The 16,336-nt window shown below is 53.9% G+C and carries 14 protein-coding genes; 3 read left to right on the top strand and 11 right to left on the bottom strand.

The window, feature by feature from the left end; all coding sequences use genetic code 11:
- Positions 1 to 35: 35 nt before the first annotated feature.
- Positions 36 to 497 (bottom strand): GNAT family N-acetyltransferase, encoded by a 462-nt coding sequence (locus M4I31_RS07665; RefSeq protein WP_038642287.1) that lies wholly within the window; start codon positions 495 to 497, stop codon positions 36 to 38.
- 67 nt (positions 498 to 564) lie between these two features.
- Here M4I31_RS07665 and rbn point away from each other — a divergent pair, with 67 nt between their 5' ends.
- The 3 genes from rbn to M4I31_RS07650 all read left to right on the top strand — a co-directional run bounded on the left by rbn (position 565) and on the right by M4I31_RS07650 (position 4,181).
- Positions 565 to 1,482 (top strand): ribonuclease BN, encoded by a 918-nt coding sequence (gene rbn, locus M4I31_RS07660; RefSeq protein WP_085047815.1) that lies wholly within the window; start codon positions 565 to 567, stop codon positions 1,480 to 1,482.
- A 64-nt stretch (positions 1,483 to 1,546) separates the two neighbouring features.
- Entirely contained in the window at positions 1,547 to 2,551 is a 1,005-nt protein-coding gene (locus tag M4I31_RS07655) for a chemotaxis protein (RefSeq protein WP_038642291.1), read from the top strand.
- 193 nt (positions 2,552 to 2,744) lie between these two features.
- Positions 2,745 to 4,181 carry a hypothetical protein gene (locus tag M4I31_RS07650; protein WP_085047814.1) on the top strand — a complete coding sequence of 479 codons (1,437 nt, stop codon included), beginning with the start codon at positions 2,745 to 2,747 and terminating at the stop codon, positions 4,179 to 4,181.
- Positions 4,182 to 4,236: 55 nt separating this feature from the next.
- On the opposite strand, the gene nuoN is transcribed toward M4I31_RS07650, so the two are convergent.
- From nuoN to nuoE, 10 genes are all read right to left on the bottom strand, one after another.
- On the bottom strand, positions 4,237 to 5,694 hold the full coding sequence (gene nuoN / locus M4I31_RS07645; protein ID WP_038642295.1) for an NADH-quinone oxidoreductase subunit NuoN: 1,458 nt from the start codon (positions 5,692 to 5,694) through the stop codon (positions 4,237 to 4,239).
- Positions 5,695 to 5,700: 6 nt separating this feature from the next.
- Positions 5,701 to 7,230, bottom strand: a complete 1,530-nt coding sequence (gene nuoM / locus M4I31_RS07640) for an NADH-quinone oxidoreductase subunit M (RefSeq protein WP_003027692.1) — start codon at positions 7,228 to 7,230, stop codon at positions 5,701 to 5,703.
- A gap of 228 nt (positions 7,231 to 7,458) precedes the next feature.
- Complete coding sequence (gene nuoL / locus M4I31_RS07635; protein ID WP_069323385.1) at positions 7,459 to 9,300, bottom strand: NADH-quinone oxidoreductase subunit L; 1,842 nt, start codon at positions 9,298 to 9,300, stop codon at positions 7,459 to 7,461.
- Positions 9,297 to 9,599, bottom strand: coding sequence for an NADH-quinone oxidoreductase subunit NuoK (gene nuoK, locus M4I31_RS07630; RefSeq protein ID WP_006683663.1), 303 nt, complete (start codon positions 9,597 to 9,599; stop codon positions 9,297 to 9,299). The genes nuoL and nuoK overlap by 4 nt, the downstream gene beginning before the upstream one ends.
- On the bottom strand, positions 9,596 to 10,150 hold the full coding sequence (gene nuoJ / locus M4I31_RS07625) for an NADH-quinone oxidoreductase subunit J (RefSeq protein WP_003028059.1): 555 nt from the start codon (positions 10,148 to 10,150) through the stop codon (positions 9,596 to 9,598). Before nuoJ ends, nuoK begins: the two co-directional genes overlap by 4 nt.
- Before the next feature lie 11 nt (positions 10,151 to 10,161).
- Entirely contained in the window at positions 10,162 to 10,704 is a 543-nt protein-coding gene (nuoI, locus tag M4I31_RS07620) for an NADH-quinone oxidoreductase subunit NuoI (protein WP_003028062.1), read from the bottom strand.
- A 14-nt stretch (positions 10,705 to 10,718) separates the two neighbouring features.
- Positions 10,719 to 11,696, bottom strand: a complete 978-nt coding sequence (gene nuoH, locus M4I31_RS07615; protein WP_003028063.1) for an NADH-quinone oxidoreductase subunit NuoH — start codon at positions 11,694 to 11,696, stop codon at positions 10,719 to 10,721.
- A complete protein-coding gene (gene nuoG, locus M4I31_RS07610) occupies positions 11,693 to 14,419 on the bottom strand; it encodes an NADH-quinone oxidoreductase subunit NuoG (protein ID WP_085048253.1) in 2,727 nt (908 codons plus the stop codon). The genes nuoH and nuoG overlap by 4 nt, the downstream gene beginning before the upstream one ends.
- Before the next feature lie 80 nt (positions 14,420 to 14,499).
- Positions 14,500 to 15,837 carry an NADH-quinone oxidoreductase subunit NuoF gene (gene nuoF / locus M4I31_RS07605; protein ID WP_003839356.1) on the bottom strand — a complete coding sequence of 446 codons (1,338 nt, stop codon included), beginning with the start codon at positions 15,835 to 15,837 and terminating at the stop codon, positions 14,500 to 14,502.
- Positions 15,834 to 16,334, bottom strand: coding sequence for an NADH-quinone oxidoreductase subunit NuoE (nuoE, locus tag M4I31_RS07600; protein WP_006683660.1), 501 nt, complete (start codon positions 16,332 to 16,334; stop codon positions 15,834 to 15,836). The genes nuoF and nuoE overlap by 4 nt, the downstream gene beginning before the upstream one ends.
- Positions 16,335 to 16,336: the final 2 nt, after the last annotated feature.

The following is a 16,336-nucleotide window of genomic DNA, read 5'->3' as shown; positions in this document are numbered from 1 at the left end:
GCTAACTATAGACAACCTGGACCGTTTGCGCCTGTTTAAGCCTGATGTGCCTCTCGCGCCATTCCGATGTGTGGAATCCCGTCTTCGTCATAAATATCCGTCACCGGCATAAAACCAAAGCGCGCATAAAACGGTTGCAGATGCGCCTGCGCGCCCAGATACAGCGCCTTGTGCGGCCAGTGTTGCGCACAGGACGCCAGCGTCTGGGTCATCAACTGTTGCCCCAGTTTTGCGCCGCGTAGCGCTTCGCTGACTATCACCCGGCCAATGACCACCGGCTCCAGATCGTCATCGCTTTTCAGAATCCTCGCATACGCCACCAGCTCATCATTGTGCCAGCCCAGAATGTGCCGATTTTCGCCAACCAGATCGTCGCCATCTACATCCTGATATGGACACTGTTGTTCAACAACAAACACCGCGCAGCGAAGCTGAAGAATGGCATACAGTTCTTGTGTACTCAGCTTTGCATGGTGGAGATCTTGCCAGTGAATCATTGTCTGCCCCTTTGTTGTGATAACCTGAACACCCTGCCTTAGCGATGGCGAAAAGTGTAACGCAAAGATGGAATTACTATTTTTAGGCACGTCAGCGGGAGTTCCTACCCGCTCACGCAATGTAACGGCAATTTTACTCAATCTGCAACACCCGACTCAGCCGGGGCTGTGGCTTTTCGATTGTGGCGAAGGAACACAGCATCAAATGCTCGCCACACCGTTCAATCCGGGAAAACTCGACCGTATCTTTATCAGCCACCTGCATGGCGACCACCTGTTTGGTTTACCTGGATTGCTGTGTAGTCGTTCGATGGCCGGGAACGTCAAGCCACTGACACTTTACGGCCCAAAAGGATTACGGGAATTTACCGAAACCGCTTTGCGTCTGAGCGGTTCATGGACTGACTATCCTCTGGATATTGTGGAAATCACCGCGGGTGAAATCGTCGATGACGGCCTGCGTAAGGTAACGGCATATCCACTGGAACATCCGCTGGAATGCTATGGTTTTCGCATTGAAGAACACGACAAACCAGGTGCGCTAAACGCCAGTGCGCTGAAGGCGGCTGGTGTTAAATCCGGTCCGTGGTTCCAGGAGCTGAAAGCCGGGAAAACCATCGTCCTGGAAGATGGTCGCGTAATTAACGGTGCCGACTTTCTTGCCCCGGCCACCAGGGGAAAATCCGTGGCGATTTTCGGCGATACAGGCCCTTGCGCAAGTGCCTTCGAACTGGCAAATGGCGTGGATGTGATGGTGCATGAAACTACACTGGACGCGTCAATGGAGGAGAAGGCCAATAGCCGTGGACACAGTTCAACCCGACAAGCCGCGCAACTGGCGCTTAAAGCGGGTGTCGGACGCTTGATCATGACCCACGTTAGCTCACGCTACGATGAAAAAGGCTGTCAGCGATTACTCGAAGAGTGCAGAACGCTATTCCCGGCAACAGAACTGGCTCACGATTTCGCCATTTTCACCGTTTAACGCTCTATTTTTTCGCCTCAGTGCCGATAACAGAGAAAAGGCTGGCTTTCACACTGAGGACAGGATGAACAATTTCCAGAAAGATATTGATGACAGGACCAATCTAACCCTGTCTAACCGTTTTGAACTGCTGCTGTTTCGCCTCGGCAAATCCATCGAGGAGCAGAAATCAGAGCTGTTTGGCATCAACGTATTCAAACTGCGTGAAATCGTGCCGATGCCGACGTTTACGCGTCCGGCGGGAATGAAAGCTCCACTGTTAGGTATGGTGAACATTCGCGATCAAGTGATCCCGGTGATTGACCTGCCGGCGGTGGCGGGCTGTAAACCAGAGACCGGGCTCAACATCCTGCTCATTACGGAATACGCCCGCAGCGTACAGGCGTTTGCGGTGGAGTCAGTGGAAAACATTATGCGTCTGGACTGGCAACAGGTACATACCGCCGAGAAAGCCGTCAACGGTCGCTACATCACCAGTATCGCCTGCCTGGATGACGACAAAGAGACCAACAACCTGGCGCTGGTACTCGATGTTGAACAAATTCTTTACGACATCGTACCGTCCAATCACGATTTACGCGCGACAGACCTGAAAACCAGTAAATTCAACATCACGCCGGGTGCGGTGGCGATTGTGGCAGAAGATTCGAAAGTCGCGCGCGCGATGCTGGAGAAAGGGCTTAACGCCATGGAAATCCCGCATCAGATGCATGTGACAGGTAAGGATGCGTGGGAAAAAATCCAGCAGCTTTCCGCAGAAGCGCAGGCGGAAGGCAAGCCAATCACTGAGAAGATAGCCCTGGTGCTCACCGACCTGGAAATGCCGGAGATGGACGGTTTTACGCTTACCCGTAAAATCAAGACCGATGAACGCCTGAAGAAAATCCCGGTCGTTATCCACTCCTCGCTTTCCGGTAGCGCCAATGAAGATCACGTTCGCCGGGTTAAAGCTGATGGTTATGTGGCAAAATTTGAGGTCAATGAGCTCTCTTCTGTGATTCAGGAAGTCATGGAGCGCGCAGCGAAAGACATTAGCGGTCCACTGGTGAGCCGTCAGCTTTCAGCCTGACGCCCAACCAGCCCCCCTTACTCTGCGGTTCTCCAACGAGTAAGGGAGTCGTTCCCCCACAAAAAAATCTCTTTACCATACCCTCCCTTTAATTATCATTAAAAATTGCCGCTTTTAGATATCAGCCGTTGAGTCAAAAAATAGCCTCAACAATTATCCTACATGATTTTCACATTTCTAAGCAGGCAGTGACGTGGATAAACACCGTTTCATAAAAGATCTCCAAAAACATGCAAAATCCCTGGCCAAATACAAACTTAATTTAGACATCGACAATATCAAGAATACTTTAATCGCAGGCCAGCAACATATAGAGGAGAATGAACAATCTGTCACCTTAATCAATAACCTCATACCGCTCACGACAAGAGATATCACTGAAAAAGACGTAGACATTATTCTTCCTATAATTTCAGAATACTGGATGACGCTCCTGCGCTCCGCGCAATATAAGATTTTCTTTTATGGCACCCATAGTCATTATCTCAGTTTTAGTACCATTATCGCGGATTGTTTTCAGTCACAACTTGTACATCTGGACATCACCGCAGACGTTGAACACTGTATCCAGTCCATCAATCATCCGTCACCCGATAATGCAACTAAAATTCTCATCTATGATGATGAAGGAAGCCATATTTTAAGAAGAAAATTCGACTGCGCGAATGTCTTCTCTTACATCTACTATAGTCCTCTACGTGTGACTTGTGGGACTAACAAAAAATATGCCATGTATCTGGAACATGAATACAAAAAATATAATACACAGATTATTGATAATGTCGTTACCGGGTCGTCATATGCCTGGTGGGGTGTACCAACGCAATTGGCTACCTGTACAGCCAATATGTCCGTTAAAAGTGGTGATACTGCCTTTGCCCTGGCTATCACTGAACATCTGTCTCAGAGTGGCAAGTTAAAAAACCATATTCATATCACGAGTTTTTTTGATTTACACCATGAATTGGCCAGAAGTAAAGGCAGCTTTAACAGTGGCGTATTTAAGGAGCTTAAATTTTTCGCCAAAAAAAATAATATCCCATACATTCAATATGATGAAGAAATTTTCACCAGCAATCATGATGAGATATATCAACCAGCGTCAATTAGCAGTAGCATTGAAAAAAACCTGTTAAGTTTATTTATATCCGAAGCAAAGTTGATAGCCGCAATAACAGACATTGTTAACCATAAATATCTCAACTTTGACTTTCATATGTTAATTGATGAGCAAAGAAATGAAAGTTCAATGTGCGAAGAAGAAATGGACAAACTCAGCATACAGCGCGGCAGCAATCACTCCAAACTTTTTCGTCATAAGGAATCATTGAGTTCGAATTCTCGTAATATTGAGAAAATGGTCCACAATGCTGAGAAGAATAAATACGCTATGTATATAGTATTTCCCCCTCAGCCACAGAAATATATAGAAAACATTAATAAAGAAATGGTCAATGAGGCTTTTTCATTTTACCAACAAATCACATTAAATAAGGAAAATATTGTACTTATCGATATGAGTGGTGACCCGGACTTTACTCGTCACGACTTTCAGGATGGCGACCACTTAAACTTTAATGGTGCGATTAAATTTATACAGAAACTTCAGGCCTATGGCATCACAATATAGATAAAAAAAGAGTCTGGACATTGCCCAGACTCTTTTTTGTTTACAGCATGATGTATTACATCAGCGGTGCCGCTAACTGCACAATGCTGATCAGCGGTTGCGGCCAGATACCCAGCACCAGCACCAACAGAGCAGAAATCAGCACCACGATCCCACCCGCGCTGTACTGCCAGTTAGACGGCGCATCGCGGTTCAGTTGTTGCGGCGCGCTCAGGTACAAGCTCACGGCAACACGCAGGTAGTAGTACAAACCAATCGCGGAACCGACCACCACGGCAGCAACCAGCCACCACAGGTTAGCCTGCACACCGACCGCCAGCACGTAGAACTTACCGATAAAGCCCAGCGTCATCGGGATACCCGCCAGAGACAGCATCATTACCGTCATCACTGCCGCGAGGATCGGGCGATGCCAGAACAGACCACGGTAGGAGAACAGAGAATCTGCATCCGGGCCACGGTACGGGCTGGACATCAGGCTGACCACACCGAACGCGCCGAGGCTGCTGAACAGGTAACCGGCCAGGTAAACGCCAACCGCTTCCATCGACATCTCGCCGCTCTGCAGGGCAATCAACGCCACCAGCAGATAGCCGAGGTGAGAGATGGAGGAGTAACCGAGCAGACGCTTGATGTTGGTCTGGCTCAGCGCCATCAGGTTACCGAAGATGATGGAAGCAAAGGCGATCACGCCCAGCACGGTACGTACCGCTTCGCTGTCGCCAACCGGCGCATACAGGAACAGACGCATCACTACGCCGAAGATAGCGATTTTGCTCGCCGTCGCCAGGAAGGTGGAAACCGGAGCCGGAGCGCCCTGGTATACGTCTGGCGTCCACAGGTGGAACGGAACCAGCGAGAGTTTAAAGCCGAGGCCAACAATCATCAGACCGAAGCCCGCCAGCAGCAGCGGTTCGTGCAGCATGCCGTCGCCAAGGCTCTTACCGAGCGCTACAAACGACAGGTTGCCAGACTGCGCGTACACCAGCGCCATACCGAACAGCAGGAAGGAAGACGCTGCGGCAGACAGAATGGTGTATTTGATACTGGCTTCCAGAGAACGTTTCTGACGGAACGCATAGCCAACCAGACCAAACAGCGGCAGAGAAATCAGTTCGATACCGAGGAACAGCGCCGCCAGATGGTTAGCATTTGCCAGCAGAATACCGCCGAGTGCAGCAATCAGCACCAGCAGGTAGAACTCTTCCCGGTTGTCGTCGTAACCTTCCAGCCACGGGTAAGCAAAGGTACAGGTGGCAAGACTTGCCAGCAGCACCAGCCCGGTATAGAGCATGGCGAAACCGTCAACCCGCATCAGCGGGGTGACGTCCATGGCGCCCGCCTGGCCAACAAACCAGAGCGAAACCAACGCGGCGTTAAGCCCAATGACCGACAGCGTGGCATTGAGGAAGTGATTGCGTCGCCACGCAATGGAGAGCATCACAACCACCACCGTCAAGCCGACGATCAGCAGCGGTAGCAGCGCAATCAGGTGTTGTGGAGTTATTGTCATGGCGATTTACGGCCTTGTAGTAGTAACGGAATTAACAAACCACTGCTGGATGTTGCTCATCGCAGAATGCGAGGTATCCAGAATCGGCTGCGGATAGAAGCCAAGCAGTACCAGAAGCACGACCAGCAACAGGATGATAAACAGCTCACGCAGCGACATCCCTGGCAGTTCTACACTGGCAATCTGGCTCTTCGCCTTACCAAAGTAAGCGCGATGCAGCATCGCCAGCGAGTATACAGAGGCAAACACCAGACCAAAGGTCGAGATCACGGTAATAACCGGAACCACCTGGTAGCTGCCGAACAGAATCATAAATTCGCCAACGAAGTTACCTGTACCCGGCATACCCAGCGTACAGACTGCGAAGAACATGGACAGCGCAGGCAACCATTTCATTTTGCCCCACAAACCACCCATCATGCGCATGTCACGCGTGTGCAGACGTTCGTACAGCTGACCACACAGGATGAACAGACCGGCTGCGGACAGACCGTGCGCAATCATCTGAATTACCGCGCCCTGGTAGGCCAGTTGACTGCCGGTGTAGATAGCAATCAGCACGAAGCCCATGTGGGATACGGAGGTATAGGCAATCAGACGTTTGATGTCGTACTGATTAAAGGCCATCCACGCGCCGTAGAAGATACCAATTACGCCAAGCCACATGGCGATAGGCGCAAACTCCGCCGACGCGTTCGGGAACAGCGGCAGAGAGAAACGCAGCAGACCGTAGGCTGCGGTTTTCAGCAAGATCCCCGCCAGGTCAACGGAACCTGCGGTCGGAGCCTGGGAGTGCGCGTCCGGCAACCAGCCATGCAGCGGAACCACTGGCATTTTCACCGCAAAGGCGATGAAGAAGCCCAGCATCAGCAGGTATTCCACGCCATGAGACATCGGGGTATTCAGCAGCTCTTCATAGTTGAAGGTCCACACGCCGGTCGCTTTGTAGTGCACAAACACCAGCGCCAGGATGGCAATCAACATCACCAGACCACTCGCCTGGGTATAAATGAAGAACTTGGTCGCCGCCGTGATACGCGTTTTCCCGTCAGAGGCTTTATGCCCCCACAGCGCGATCAGGAAGTACATCGGCACCAGCATCATTTCCCAGAAGAAGAAGAACAGGAACATGTCGATGGCCAGGAACACGCCGATCACGCCGCCTAAGATCCACATCAGGTTCAGGTGGAAGAAGCCCTGGTATTTTTCGATTTCATTCCAGGAGCAAAGGACCGCCAGAACGCCGAGCAGACCGGTCAGCACTACCATCAGCAGCGACAAGCCGTCGATTGCTAAATGGATAGAGATGCCAAAACGTGGGATCCACGGCAGGACAAACTCAGACTGCCACTGCGGAATACCCGCAGATTGCGTCAGTGAATAGCCGCCCTGCAACCACAGTTGCAGGCCAAGCGCCAGCGTCAGTCCCATGGTAATCAGCGCGATCCAGCGCGGCACCTTCACGCCAAAGCGTTCGGTCTGCCAGCACAGGAAGCCACCGATGAAAGGGATTAATATCAACCAAGGTAATAACATGGTGATCTTTGTTCCTTGTTTAAGTCCCGTTCAGGCTATCTCACTCGTCATAGCGAACCCCGGCTGTGCTCGCAACCCTCACGTACTTCAGTACGCTCCGGTTGCTGTGCGCAGGCGGTGTCCACTCTGACTTCGCCGATAACGCCTGTCCTTTTGGACCTGATTTTCAACGAATTTTAAAAATTCTCTTTGGGTTTGTTGTGTCGGGCACAATACCAACCCTCAAACTCAACGCAGTACCATCAACAGTGCCAGCACAACGACGGCGCCAATGCTCATCGATGCCACATACCAGCGCAGATAACCGTTCTCGCTTAACAGCAGGCCTTTACCTGCAAAGCGGGAAAGGACAGCCGGAATGTTCATCATTGAGTTCAGCGGGTCGCGTTTCAGCAGCCAGGCAATGCCCAGGAACGGCTTAACGAATACTTTGTCGTACAACCAGTCAAAGCCCCAGGCGTTATACCACCAGGTACCCAGCAGACGGCCCGGCGCACTGTTGGCAATCGACGTCACAAGCGTACGTTTACCCAGCCACAGCCATGCTGCGATCAGGATGCCCGCAATCGCGACGATACCAGAGGTAATTTCCAGCGTCATGACGCGACCATGCTCAAGTTCGGTCGTTGCAGGCAGCACTCCCTGCAGCGGCGGTACGATCAGCGCGCCAACAAAGGTGGACAGGATCATCAGCACAATCAGCGGCAGATGATGGGTAATCCCCTTCCCGGCGTGAGCGTGAATTTGTTCTTTACCGTGGAATACGATGAAAATCATTCGGAAGGTGTACAGCGAGGTCATAAACGCACCGACCAGTCCTGCAACCATCAGATTGATATGACCGTTCGCCATCGCACCGGCCAGAATCTCATCCTTACTGAAGAAGCCTGCGGTAATCAGCGGCAGAGCCGACAGCGCCGCGCCGCCCACCAGGAAGCAGAGATACACCAGCGGAATAGATTTACGCAGGCCGCCCATCTTGAAGATGTTCTGTTCGTGATGACAGGCCAGGATAACCGAGCCGGACGCCAGGAACAGCAGCGCTTTAAAGAAGGCGTGAGTCATTAAGTGGAAAATCGCCGCATCCCATGCCTGAACGCCGAGCGCGAGGAACATGTAGCCAATCTGGCTCATGGTGGAGTAAGCGAGAACGCGTTTGATGTCGGTCTGTACCAGCGCGGCAAAACCTGCCAGCACCAGCGTGATCGCACCGATAATCCCCACCAGATGCAGGATTTCCGGGGTCATCAGGAACAGACCATGGGTACGTGCAATCAGGTAGACACCAGCGGTAACCATCGTCGCGGCGTGGATCAGCGCGGAGACAGGCGTCGGGCCGGCCATCGCGTCAGCAAGCCAGGTCTGCAACGGCAGCTGTGCGGATTTACCTACCGCACCACCCAGCAGCATCAGGGTCGCCCACATCAGCATGTTGTTGCCGTCGGCAAAGTGCGCAGGCGCCAGTTCAACCATTTCGCGGAAGTTCAGCGTGCCCAGCTCGTTGTAGAGGATGAACAGCGCGAAGGCGAGGAACACGTCACCGACACGGGTCACCACGAAGGCTTTCATTGCCGCAGCGCCATTCTTCGGATCGCTGTAGTAGAAGCCGATCAGCAGATAGGAACACAGGCCCACGCCTTCCCAACCGAGATACATCAGCAGCAGGTTATCCGCCAGTACCAGAACCACCATGCTGGCGATAAACAGGTTAGTGTAAGCGAAGAAACGAGAGTAGCCCTCTTCTCCACGCATATACCAGGAGGCGAACATGTGGATCAGGAAACCGACGCCGGTCACCACGCTGAGCATAGTCAGCGACAGACCATCCAGCACCAGGTTAAAGCCGATGTTGAAGTCACCGACAGACATCCACGTCCACAGCGGCTGACTGTAGGCTTGTTGACCATTAGCAAAGAAGTCAACGCCAACAAACGCCGTCACCAGCGCAGCCAGGCCAATAGAGCCAACGCCCACGGTAGCGGACAGATTTTCTGACCAACGACCGCGAGAGAATGCCAGTAATACGAAGCCAATAAATGGCAGAATAATGGTTAAGGCAAGCATGTTCATCCACGCATCTCACTTACTGAATCGATGTTCAGGTTCTGGCGACGGCGATGAAGTTGCAGCAACAGCGCAAGTCCAATGCTCGCTTCCGCAGCCGCGAGGCTGATGGCGAGAATGTACATCACCTGACCATCGGTCTGGCCCCAGTAGCTTCCGGCGACCACAAAGGCCAGCGCGGAGGCGTTAATCATGATTTCCAGCCCAATCAGCATAAACAGCAGATTGCGGCGGATAACCAGACCGGTTAAGCCCAGCACGAATAAGACAGCCGCGAGGATCAGTCCATGTTGTAAGGGGATCATGCGTGCTCCTCCGTTTTTCTTTTCGCACGGTCATCGGTGCGATTGCTCAGTACTTCACCTGAACGCTCTTCGCGACCCACGTGGAAGGCCACAACCAGGCCCGCCAGCAGCAGCATCGAAGCCAGTTCGACCGCCAGTACATACGGTCCGAACAGGGAAATACCGACCGCTTTCGCGCTAATTGGCGTACCGTCGATGCCCTGATCGTTAACGCCAAGAATGGCGTACACAATCACCACCAGCATGATGGCCGACAGAATCGCCGGACCAATCCACACCTGCGGTTTCAGCCATTGGCGTTCCTGTTCAATTTCAGAACCACCGAGGTTGAGCATCATTACCACGAACACGAACAGCACCATGATGGCGCCCGCGTAGACGATAATTTCCAGCGCACCGGCGAAGTAAGCGCCTAACGAGAAGAACACCCCGGAAATCGCCAGCAGCGAAATAATCAGATACAGCAGTGCGTGTACCGGATTGGTGTGGGTGATCACCCGCAAGGTTGCGAGAATGGCTATCAGGCCACAGATATAAAAAGCGAACTCCATTGCCCCTCTCCTTACGGTAACAGGCTCTTGACGTCGATAGGCTTGGCTTCGTTCTCTGCTTCGCCCTTATCTTTGCCGTCGATTGCCATACCTGCCATCCGGTAGAAGTTATATTCCGGGTATTTGCCCGGACCGGAGATCAGCAGATCCTCTTTCTCGTAAACCAGGTCCTGGCGCTTGTACTCACCCAGCTCGAAATCTGGAGTCAGCTGAATAGCCGTTGTCGGACAGGCTTCTTCGCACAGACCGCAGAAAATGCAGCGTGAGAAGTTAATGCGGAAAAACTCCGGATACCAGCGGCCGTCTTTGGTCTCTGCTTTTTGCAGAGAGATACAGCCTACCGGACATGCTACCGCGCACAGGTTACAGGCAACGCAGCGCTCTTCACCGTCCGGGTCGCGGGTCAAAACGATACGACCACGAAAACGGGGCGGGAGATAGACCGGCTCTTCCGGGTACATCTGCGTTTCGCGTTTCGCGAACGCATGCAGGCCGATCATCCAGATACTGCGTACCTGGGTGCCGAAACCTACGAACAATTCTTTTAAGGTCATGGTCTTTGTGTCCCTTATTGCGCCTGCCACAGAATGACAGCCGCCGTTACCAACAAGTTGACGAGCGTCAGCGGCAGACAGACTTTCCAGCCGAAGGACATTACCTGGTCATAACGAGGACGCGGTAACGACGCACGAATCAAAATGAACATCATCATGAAGAACGCGGTTTTCAGCGCGAACCAGACGAATGGCGGTAAGAACGGGCCATGCCAGCCACCGAAGAACAGGGTAACCATCAGTGCAGAAATGGTGACGATACCGATGTACTCGCCCACGAAGAACAGACCGAATTTCATACCGGAATATTCAATGTGGTAACCGTCGGCCAGTTCCTGTTCGGCTTCTGGCTGGTCAAACGGGTGACGGTGACATACCGCCACGCCCGCGATGGCAAAGGTGACAAAACCAAAGAACTGCGGAATAACGTTCCAGATATCAGCCTGGTTATTGACAATGTCGGTCATGTTGAATGAACCGGCTTGCGCCACCACGCCCATCAGGGACAGTCCGAGGAACACTTCGTAGCTCAGCGTCTGCGCAGAAGCACGCATCGCCCCCAGCAGCGAGTATTTGTTGTTGCTCGACCAACCAGCGAACAGTACCGCGTATACCGCGAGACCTGCCATCATCAGGAAGAACAGGATGCCGATGTTCAGGTCAGCAACGACCCAGTTTGGGCTCACCGGCACGATGGCGAAAGCCAGCAGCAGCGAGGTAAAGGCGATCATCGGCGCCAGGGTAAAGATGACGCGATCCGAAAATTTCGGGATCCAGTCTTCTTTAAAGAACATCTTGATCATGTCCGCAACCAGCTGGAGCGAACCGCCCCAGCCAACACGGTTCGGCCCGTAACGGTTCTGGAACAGACCCAGCAGACGACGTTCGCCAAAGCTCATGAATGCCCCGCAGGTGACCACCACCAGCAGAATCACCACCGCTTTGAGAATGCTCAGCAGGATCTCAATCAGATCGGGTGTAATCCAACTCATTGTTGTGCCTCCTGCAGATCCTCAAGACGCGCACCTGCCAGAACCGGCGCGATGCCAGGCATACCCATCGGTAAACCAACCTGCCCTGCCGTTAATCCTTCAGCGATTTCAACCGGCAGCGTGACCGTATTGCCATCGTAGCTGAAAGAAACACGGGTACCGGCATTAACACCCAACTTCGCGGCGTCTGCCGGGTTAAGTTTGATGTACGGCTGCGGCATACGTGTCTGGAAGACCGGCGCACGCTGGGACAATTCGTCGCTACCAAACAGATGGTAGTACGGCGCGATACGCCACTGACCATCCTGAGCTTCGAAGCTCGCCGGAACGGTAGTGAAGTAATCCATACCGCCCGCAGAGGCTTCAATCAGACGCACGCCCGGATCGCCATGACGCAGTTTACCGCCCACTTCATCCTGGAACTTGTTCCACGCCTGTGGGGAGTTCCAGCCCGGAGCCCAGGCAAACGGAATTTGTGAACGCGGCGCAGACGGCTGGTTGTTCCCTTCCATCGAGAAGGCGAACATGGTGTCTTTATCCTGCGGCTGACGAGGTTCATGGACGCTGATGTTAGCCCGCATCGCGGTACGACCGCTGTAGCGGTGCGGCTCACGCGCCAGTTTCTGTCCACGGATACGGAAGCTTGCATCCGGCGCGGCATCTTTGATCCCAGCCAATTGCGGCAGCTTCTCAACAACCGCGTCGATAACATGGTCGAGCTGCGTCCAGTCCACTTCACGGCTCTGCACGGTGCTGTGCAGCGAGTGCAGCCAGCGCCAGCTTTCCAGCATCACGGTGTTGCTGTCGTAGTAGGCAGGGTCATAGACCTGGAAGAAGCGCTGCGCGCGGCCTTCGTTGTTAATCACCGTCCCATCGCTTTCGGCAAAGCTCGCGGCGGAAAGCACCAGATGGGCGTTTTCCATAATTGCTGTACGCTGATGGTCAACAACCAGTACCAGCGGCGCTTTCGCCAGCGCGGCATTAACACGCGTTGCTGAAGCATGGCGATGCAGGTCATTTTCCAGCACCACAACGGCGTCAGCACGACCTGTTTCCAGCTCGGTCAGCGCATCGTCAAGAGAACCACCGCCAATCATACCCAGGCCCATGCTGTTAACAGAGCGCGCAATCATGGTAATGCCGACGTCAGCGCCACGACCTTTCAGCGCCTTCGCCACGTTGGCAGCAGCCTGAATTACTTCGGCGCTACCGGCGTTGGTGCCGGAAATAATCAGTGGTTTCTTCGCTCCGGCTAATGCCTGAACGATCACGTCAATTTTGTTCTGCAGGTCACGATCGATACCGTCAACCGCCGGGGCGTTGTTATCCAGCGCGTGGGCGATAGCGAAACCTAAACGCGCCTGATCTTCAACCGGCGCACGGTAGGTCCATGCAGCGATATCATCCAGACGGGTATTATCGACGTTAGTCACAAACAGCGGGTGCTTAGCGCGCTGACCGATGTTAAGGATTGCCGCAATCTGCCAGTCGGCCACTTTCTGCGCCGCCGCCATTTCGCGTGCTTTACCTTTCACCGCCTGACGCACCGCCAGCGCAACGCGCGCGCCGGTCTGGGTGACGTCTTCGCCCAGCACCAGAACCGCATCGTAAGACTCGATTTCACGCAGCGCCGGGGTATGAATACCGCCGTCACGCAGCACGCTCAGCGCCAGTTGCAGACGTTCCTGCTCACCCTGGGCGATACCGGTATAGAAGTTATCCGCGCCGACCAGTTCGCGCAGCGCGAAGTTGCTTTCAACGCTGGCACGCGGGGAGCCGATACCAATCACTTTCTTCGACTGGCGCAGAATATCTGCCGCGCCCTGCATCGCCTGTTCGGCGTTGAGCGTGATCAGATCATCGCCACGACGCTGTACCGGCTGACGCGGACGGTCTTTCAGGTTCACGTAACCATAGCCAAAACGACCACGGTCGCAGAGGAAGTAGTGGTTAACGGTACCGTTGTAGCGGTTTTCGATACGACGCAATTCACCGTAGCGCTCGCCCGGGCTGGTGTTACAGCCAATGGAACACTGCTGGCAGATGCTCGGCGCAAACTGCATGTCCCACTTACGGTTGTAGCGCTCGGAGTGCGTTTTATCGGTGAACACGCCGGTCGGGCAAATCTCGACCAGGTTACCGGAGAATTCGCTTTCCAGCGTACCGTCTTCCGGGCGACCGAAGTAGACGTTGTCATGCGCGCCATACACGCCCAGATCCGCGCCATCGGCGTAATCTTTGTAGTAACGTACGCAGCGATAGCAGGCGATACAGCGGTTCATTTCGTGAGAGATGAACGGCCCCAGATCCTGGTTGCGGTGCGTACGCTTCGTGAAGCGATAGCGACGGAAGCTATGACCGGTCATGACGGTCATATCCTGCAGGTGGCAGTTACCGCCCTCTTCGCAGACCGGACAGTCGTGCGGGTGGTTGGTCATCAACCACTCAACAACGCTTTCGCGGAACTGTTTCGCTTCTTCGTCATCAATAGAAATAAAGGTGCCTTCGGTGGCTGGTGTCATACAAGACATCACCAGGCGACCACGCGTATCTTCCGCGTTTTGATATTGCTTCACCGCACACTGGCGGCAAGCACCGACGCTGCCCAGCGCCGGGTGCCAGCAAAAGTACGGAATATCAAGGCCGAGAGACAGACAAGCTTCCAGCAGGTTGTCCGCTCCGTTGACCTCATATTCTTTGCCGTCTACATGAATCGTAGCCATAGTCAGCATGCTTCCAGTTGGCTTAGTCAGGGACTAAGCGTTAATCGAATTACTTATCGCGATGCAGGGGTAACCTGCAATTACCAGCGCTCTTTCAGCAGGTTCGGCTGAATACCACCAATAGCGTGGGTATTGCTGAAGGTCTGCTTGATGCCAGCTTCGAATTCTTCGCGGAAATATTTAATGGCGCTCTGTAGCGGCTCCACCGCTCCCGGTGCGTGTGCACAGAAGGTTTTACCCGGGCCGAGGAAACGACACAGTTGCTCAAGTGTCTCGATATCCCCAGGCTGGCCTTCGCCACGCTCCAGCGCACGCAGAATTTTTACGCTCCACGGCAGACCGTCACGGCACGGCGTACACCAGCCGCAGGACTCGCGGGCGAAGAACTCTTCGAGGTTACGCACCAGCGGTACCATGCCAATCTCGTGGTCAACGGCCATTGCCAGCGCAGTACCCAGACGGCTGCCTGCTTTACCGATGCTTTCGAACTCCATCGGCAGGTCAAGATGCGCCTCGGTCAGGAAGTCGGTTCCCGCGCCGCCCGGCTGCCAGGCCTTGAATTTCAGGCCATCACGCATACCGCCAGCGTAGTCTTCGAGGATCTCACGCGCGGTGGTGCCAAACGGCAGTTCCCACAGGCCAGGGTTCTTCACACGACCGGAGAAGCCCATCAGCTTGGTGCCCGCATCTTTGCTCTTCGAGATGTTCTGATACCACTCCACGCCATTGGCGAGGATGGCCGGTACGTTACACAGGGTTTCGACGTTGTTAACGCAGGTCGGCTTACCCCATGCGCCAGAGCTTGCCGGGAACGGCGGCTTGGAACGCGGGTTAGCGCGACGACCTTCGAGGGAGTTGATCAGCGCGGTTTCTTCACCGCAGATGTAACGCCCTGCCCCGGTATGGACAAACAGTTCGAAGTCGAAACCGGTGCCCATGATGTTTTTGCCAAGCAGACCGGCTTCGGTTGCTTCGGCAATCGCGCGGCGCAGATGCACAGCCGCCTCGATATATTCACCGCGCAGGAAGATGTAACCACGGTACGCTTTCAGCGCAAACGCGGAAATCAGCATGCCTTCCACCAGCAGGTGCGGCAGTTGTTCCATCAGCAGGCGGTCTTTATAGGTGCCCGGTTCCATTTCATCGGCGTTACACAGCAGGTAACGGATGTTCATGGATTCGTCTTTCGGCATCAGGCTCCACTTCAGACCGGTGGAAAAGCCCGCGCCGCCGCGCCCTTTCAGGCCAGCGTCTTTTACCTGATTGACGATTTCGTCCGGTGACAGGCCGGTCAGGGCCTTACGCGCACCTTCGTAACCGTTTTTGCTACGGTATTCGTCCAGCCAGACTGGCTGTTTGTCATCACGCAGACGCCAGGTCAGCGGATGTGTTTCGGGAGTACGGATAATATCTTTCATTTATACCGCTCCAGCAGTTCAGGAATGCCTTCCGGGGTCAGGTGAGCATGAGTGTCGTCATCGATCATCATGTTCGGCCCTTTATCACAGTTCCCCAGGCAGCAGGTCGGCAGCAGCGTAAAGCGACCATCAAAGGTCGTCTGCCCCGGCTTGATGTTGAGTTTTTTCTCAAGCGCAGCCTGGATCCCCTGATAACCATTGATATGGCACACCACGCTATCGCAATAGCGGATCACGTGGCGACCTACCGGCTGGCGGAAGATCTGGCTATAGAACGTGGCAACACCTTCTACGTCGCTTGCCGGGATACCCAGCACATCCGCGATCGCATAGATCGCCCCGTCCGGCACCCAGCCACGCTGCTTCTGAACGATTTTCAGCGCTTCAATGGACGCCGCACGCGGGTCTTCGTAGTGGTGCTTCTCGTGCTCAATCGCTTCACGCTCAGCCGCACTCAGCTCAAAAGCCTCGGTTTGTGGTTGTTGATTCTCGTGCATAA

The sequence above is a fragment of the Citrobacter sp. XT1-2-2 genome (assembly GCF_023516235.1).
GTDB classification, from domain to species: domain Bacteria; phylum Pseudomonadota; class Gammaproteobacteria; order Enterobacterales; family Enterobacteriaceae; genus Citrobacter; species Citrobacter werkmanii.
The sequence above is the reverse complement of the archived record's forward strand: the minus strand, read 5'-3'. Positions and strand labels throughout refer to the sequence as shown.

Excerpts from the sequence above, each read along its gene's own strand:
- M4I31_RS07665 (WP_038642287.1), bottom strand. The coding sequence starts at position 497 with ATGATTCACTGGCAAGATCTCCACCATGCAAAGCTGAGTACACAAGAA.
- rbn (WP_085047815.1), top strand. The coding sequence starts at position 565 with ATGGAATTACTATTTTTAGGCACGTCAGCGGGAGTTCCTACCCGCTCA.
- M4I31_RS07655 (WP_038642291.1), top strand. The coding sequence starts at position 1,547 with ATGAACAATTTCCAGAAAGATATTGATGACAGGACCAATCTAACCCTG.
- nuoN (WP_038642295.1), bottom strand. The coding sequence starts at position 5,694 with ATGACAATAACTCCACAACACCTGATTGCGCTGCTACCGCTGCTGATC.
- nuoM (WP_003027692.1), bottom strand. The coding sequence starts at position 7,230 with ATGTTATTACCTTGGTTGATATTAATCCCTTTCATCGGTGGCTTCCTG.
- nuoL (WP_069323385.1), bottom strand. The coding sequence starts at position 9,300 with ATGAACATGCTTGCCTTAACCATTATTCTGCCATTTATTGGCTTCGTA.
- nuoK (WP_006683663.1), bottom strand. The coding sequence starts at position 9,599 with ATGATCCCCTTACAACATGGACTGATCCTCGCGGCTGTCTTATTCGTG.
- nuoJ (WP_003028059.1), bottom strand. The coding sequence starts at position 10,150 with ATGGAGTTCGCTTTTTATATCTGTGGCCTGATAGCCATTCTCGCAACC.
- nuoI (WP_003028062.1), bottom strand. The coding sequence starts at position 10,704 with ATGACCTTAAAAGAATTGTTCGTAGGTTTCGGCACCCAGGTACGCAGT.
- nuoH (WP_003028063.1), bottom strand. The coding sequence starts at position 11,696 with ATGAGTTGGATTACACCCGATCTGATTGAGATCCTGCTGAGCATTCTC.
- nuoG (WP_085048253.1), bottom strand. The coding sequence starts at position 14,419 with ATGGCTACGATTCATGTAGACGGCAAAGAATATGAGGTCAACGGAGCG.
- nuoF (WP_003839356.1), bottom strand. The coding sequence starts at position 15,837 with ATGAAAGATATTATCCGTACTCCCGAAACACATCCGCTGACCTGGCGT.
- nuoE (WP_006683660.1), bottom strand. The coding sequence starts at position 16,334 with ATGCACGAGAATCAACAACCACAAACCGAGGCTTTTGAGCTGAGTGCG.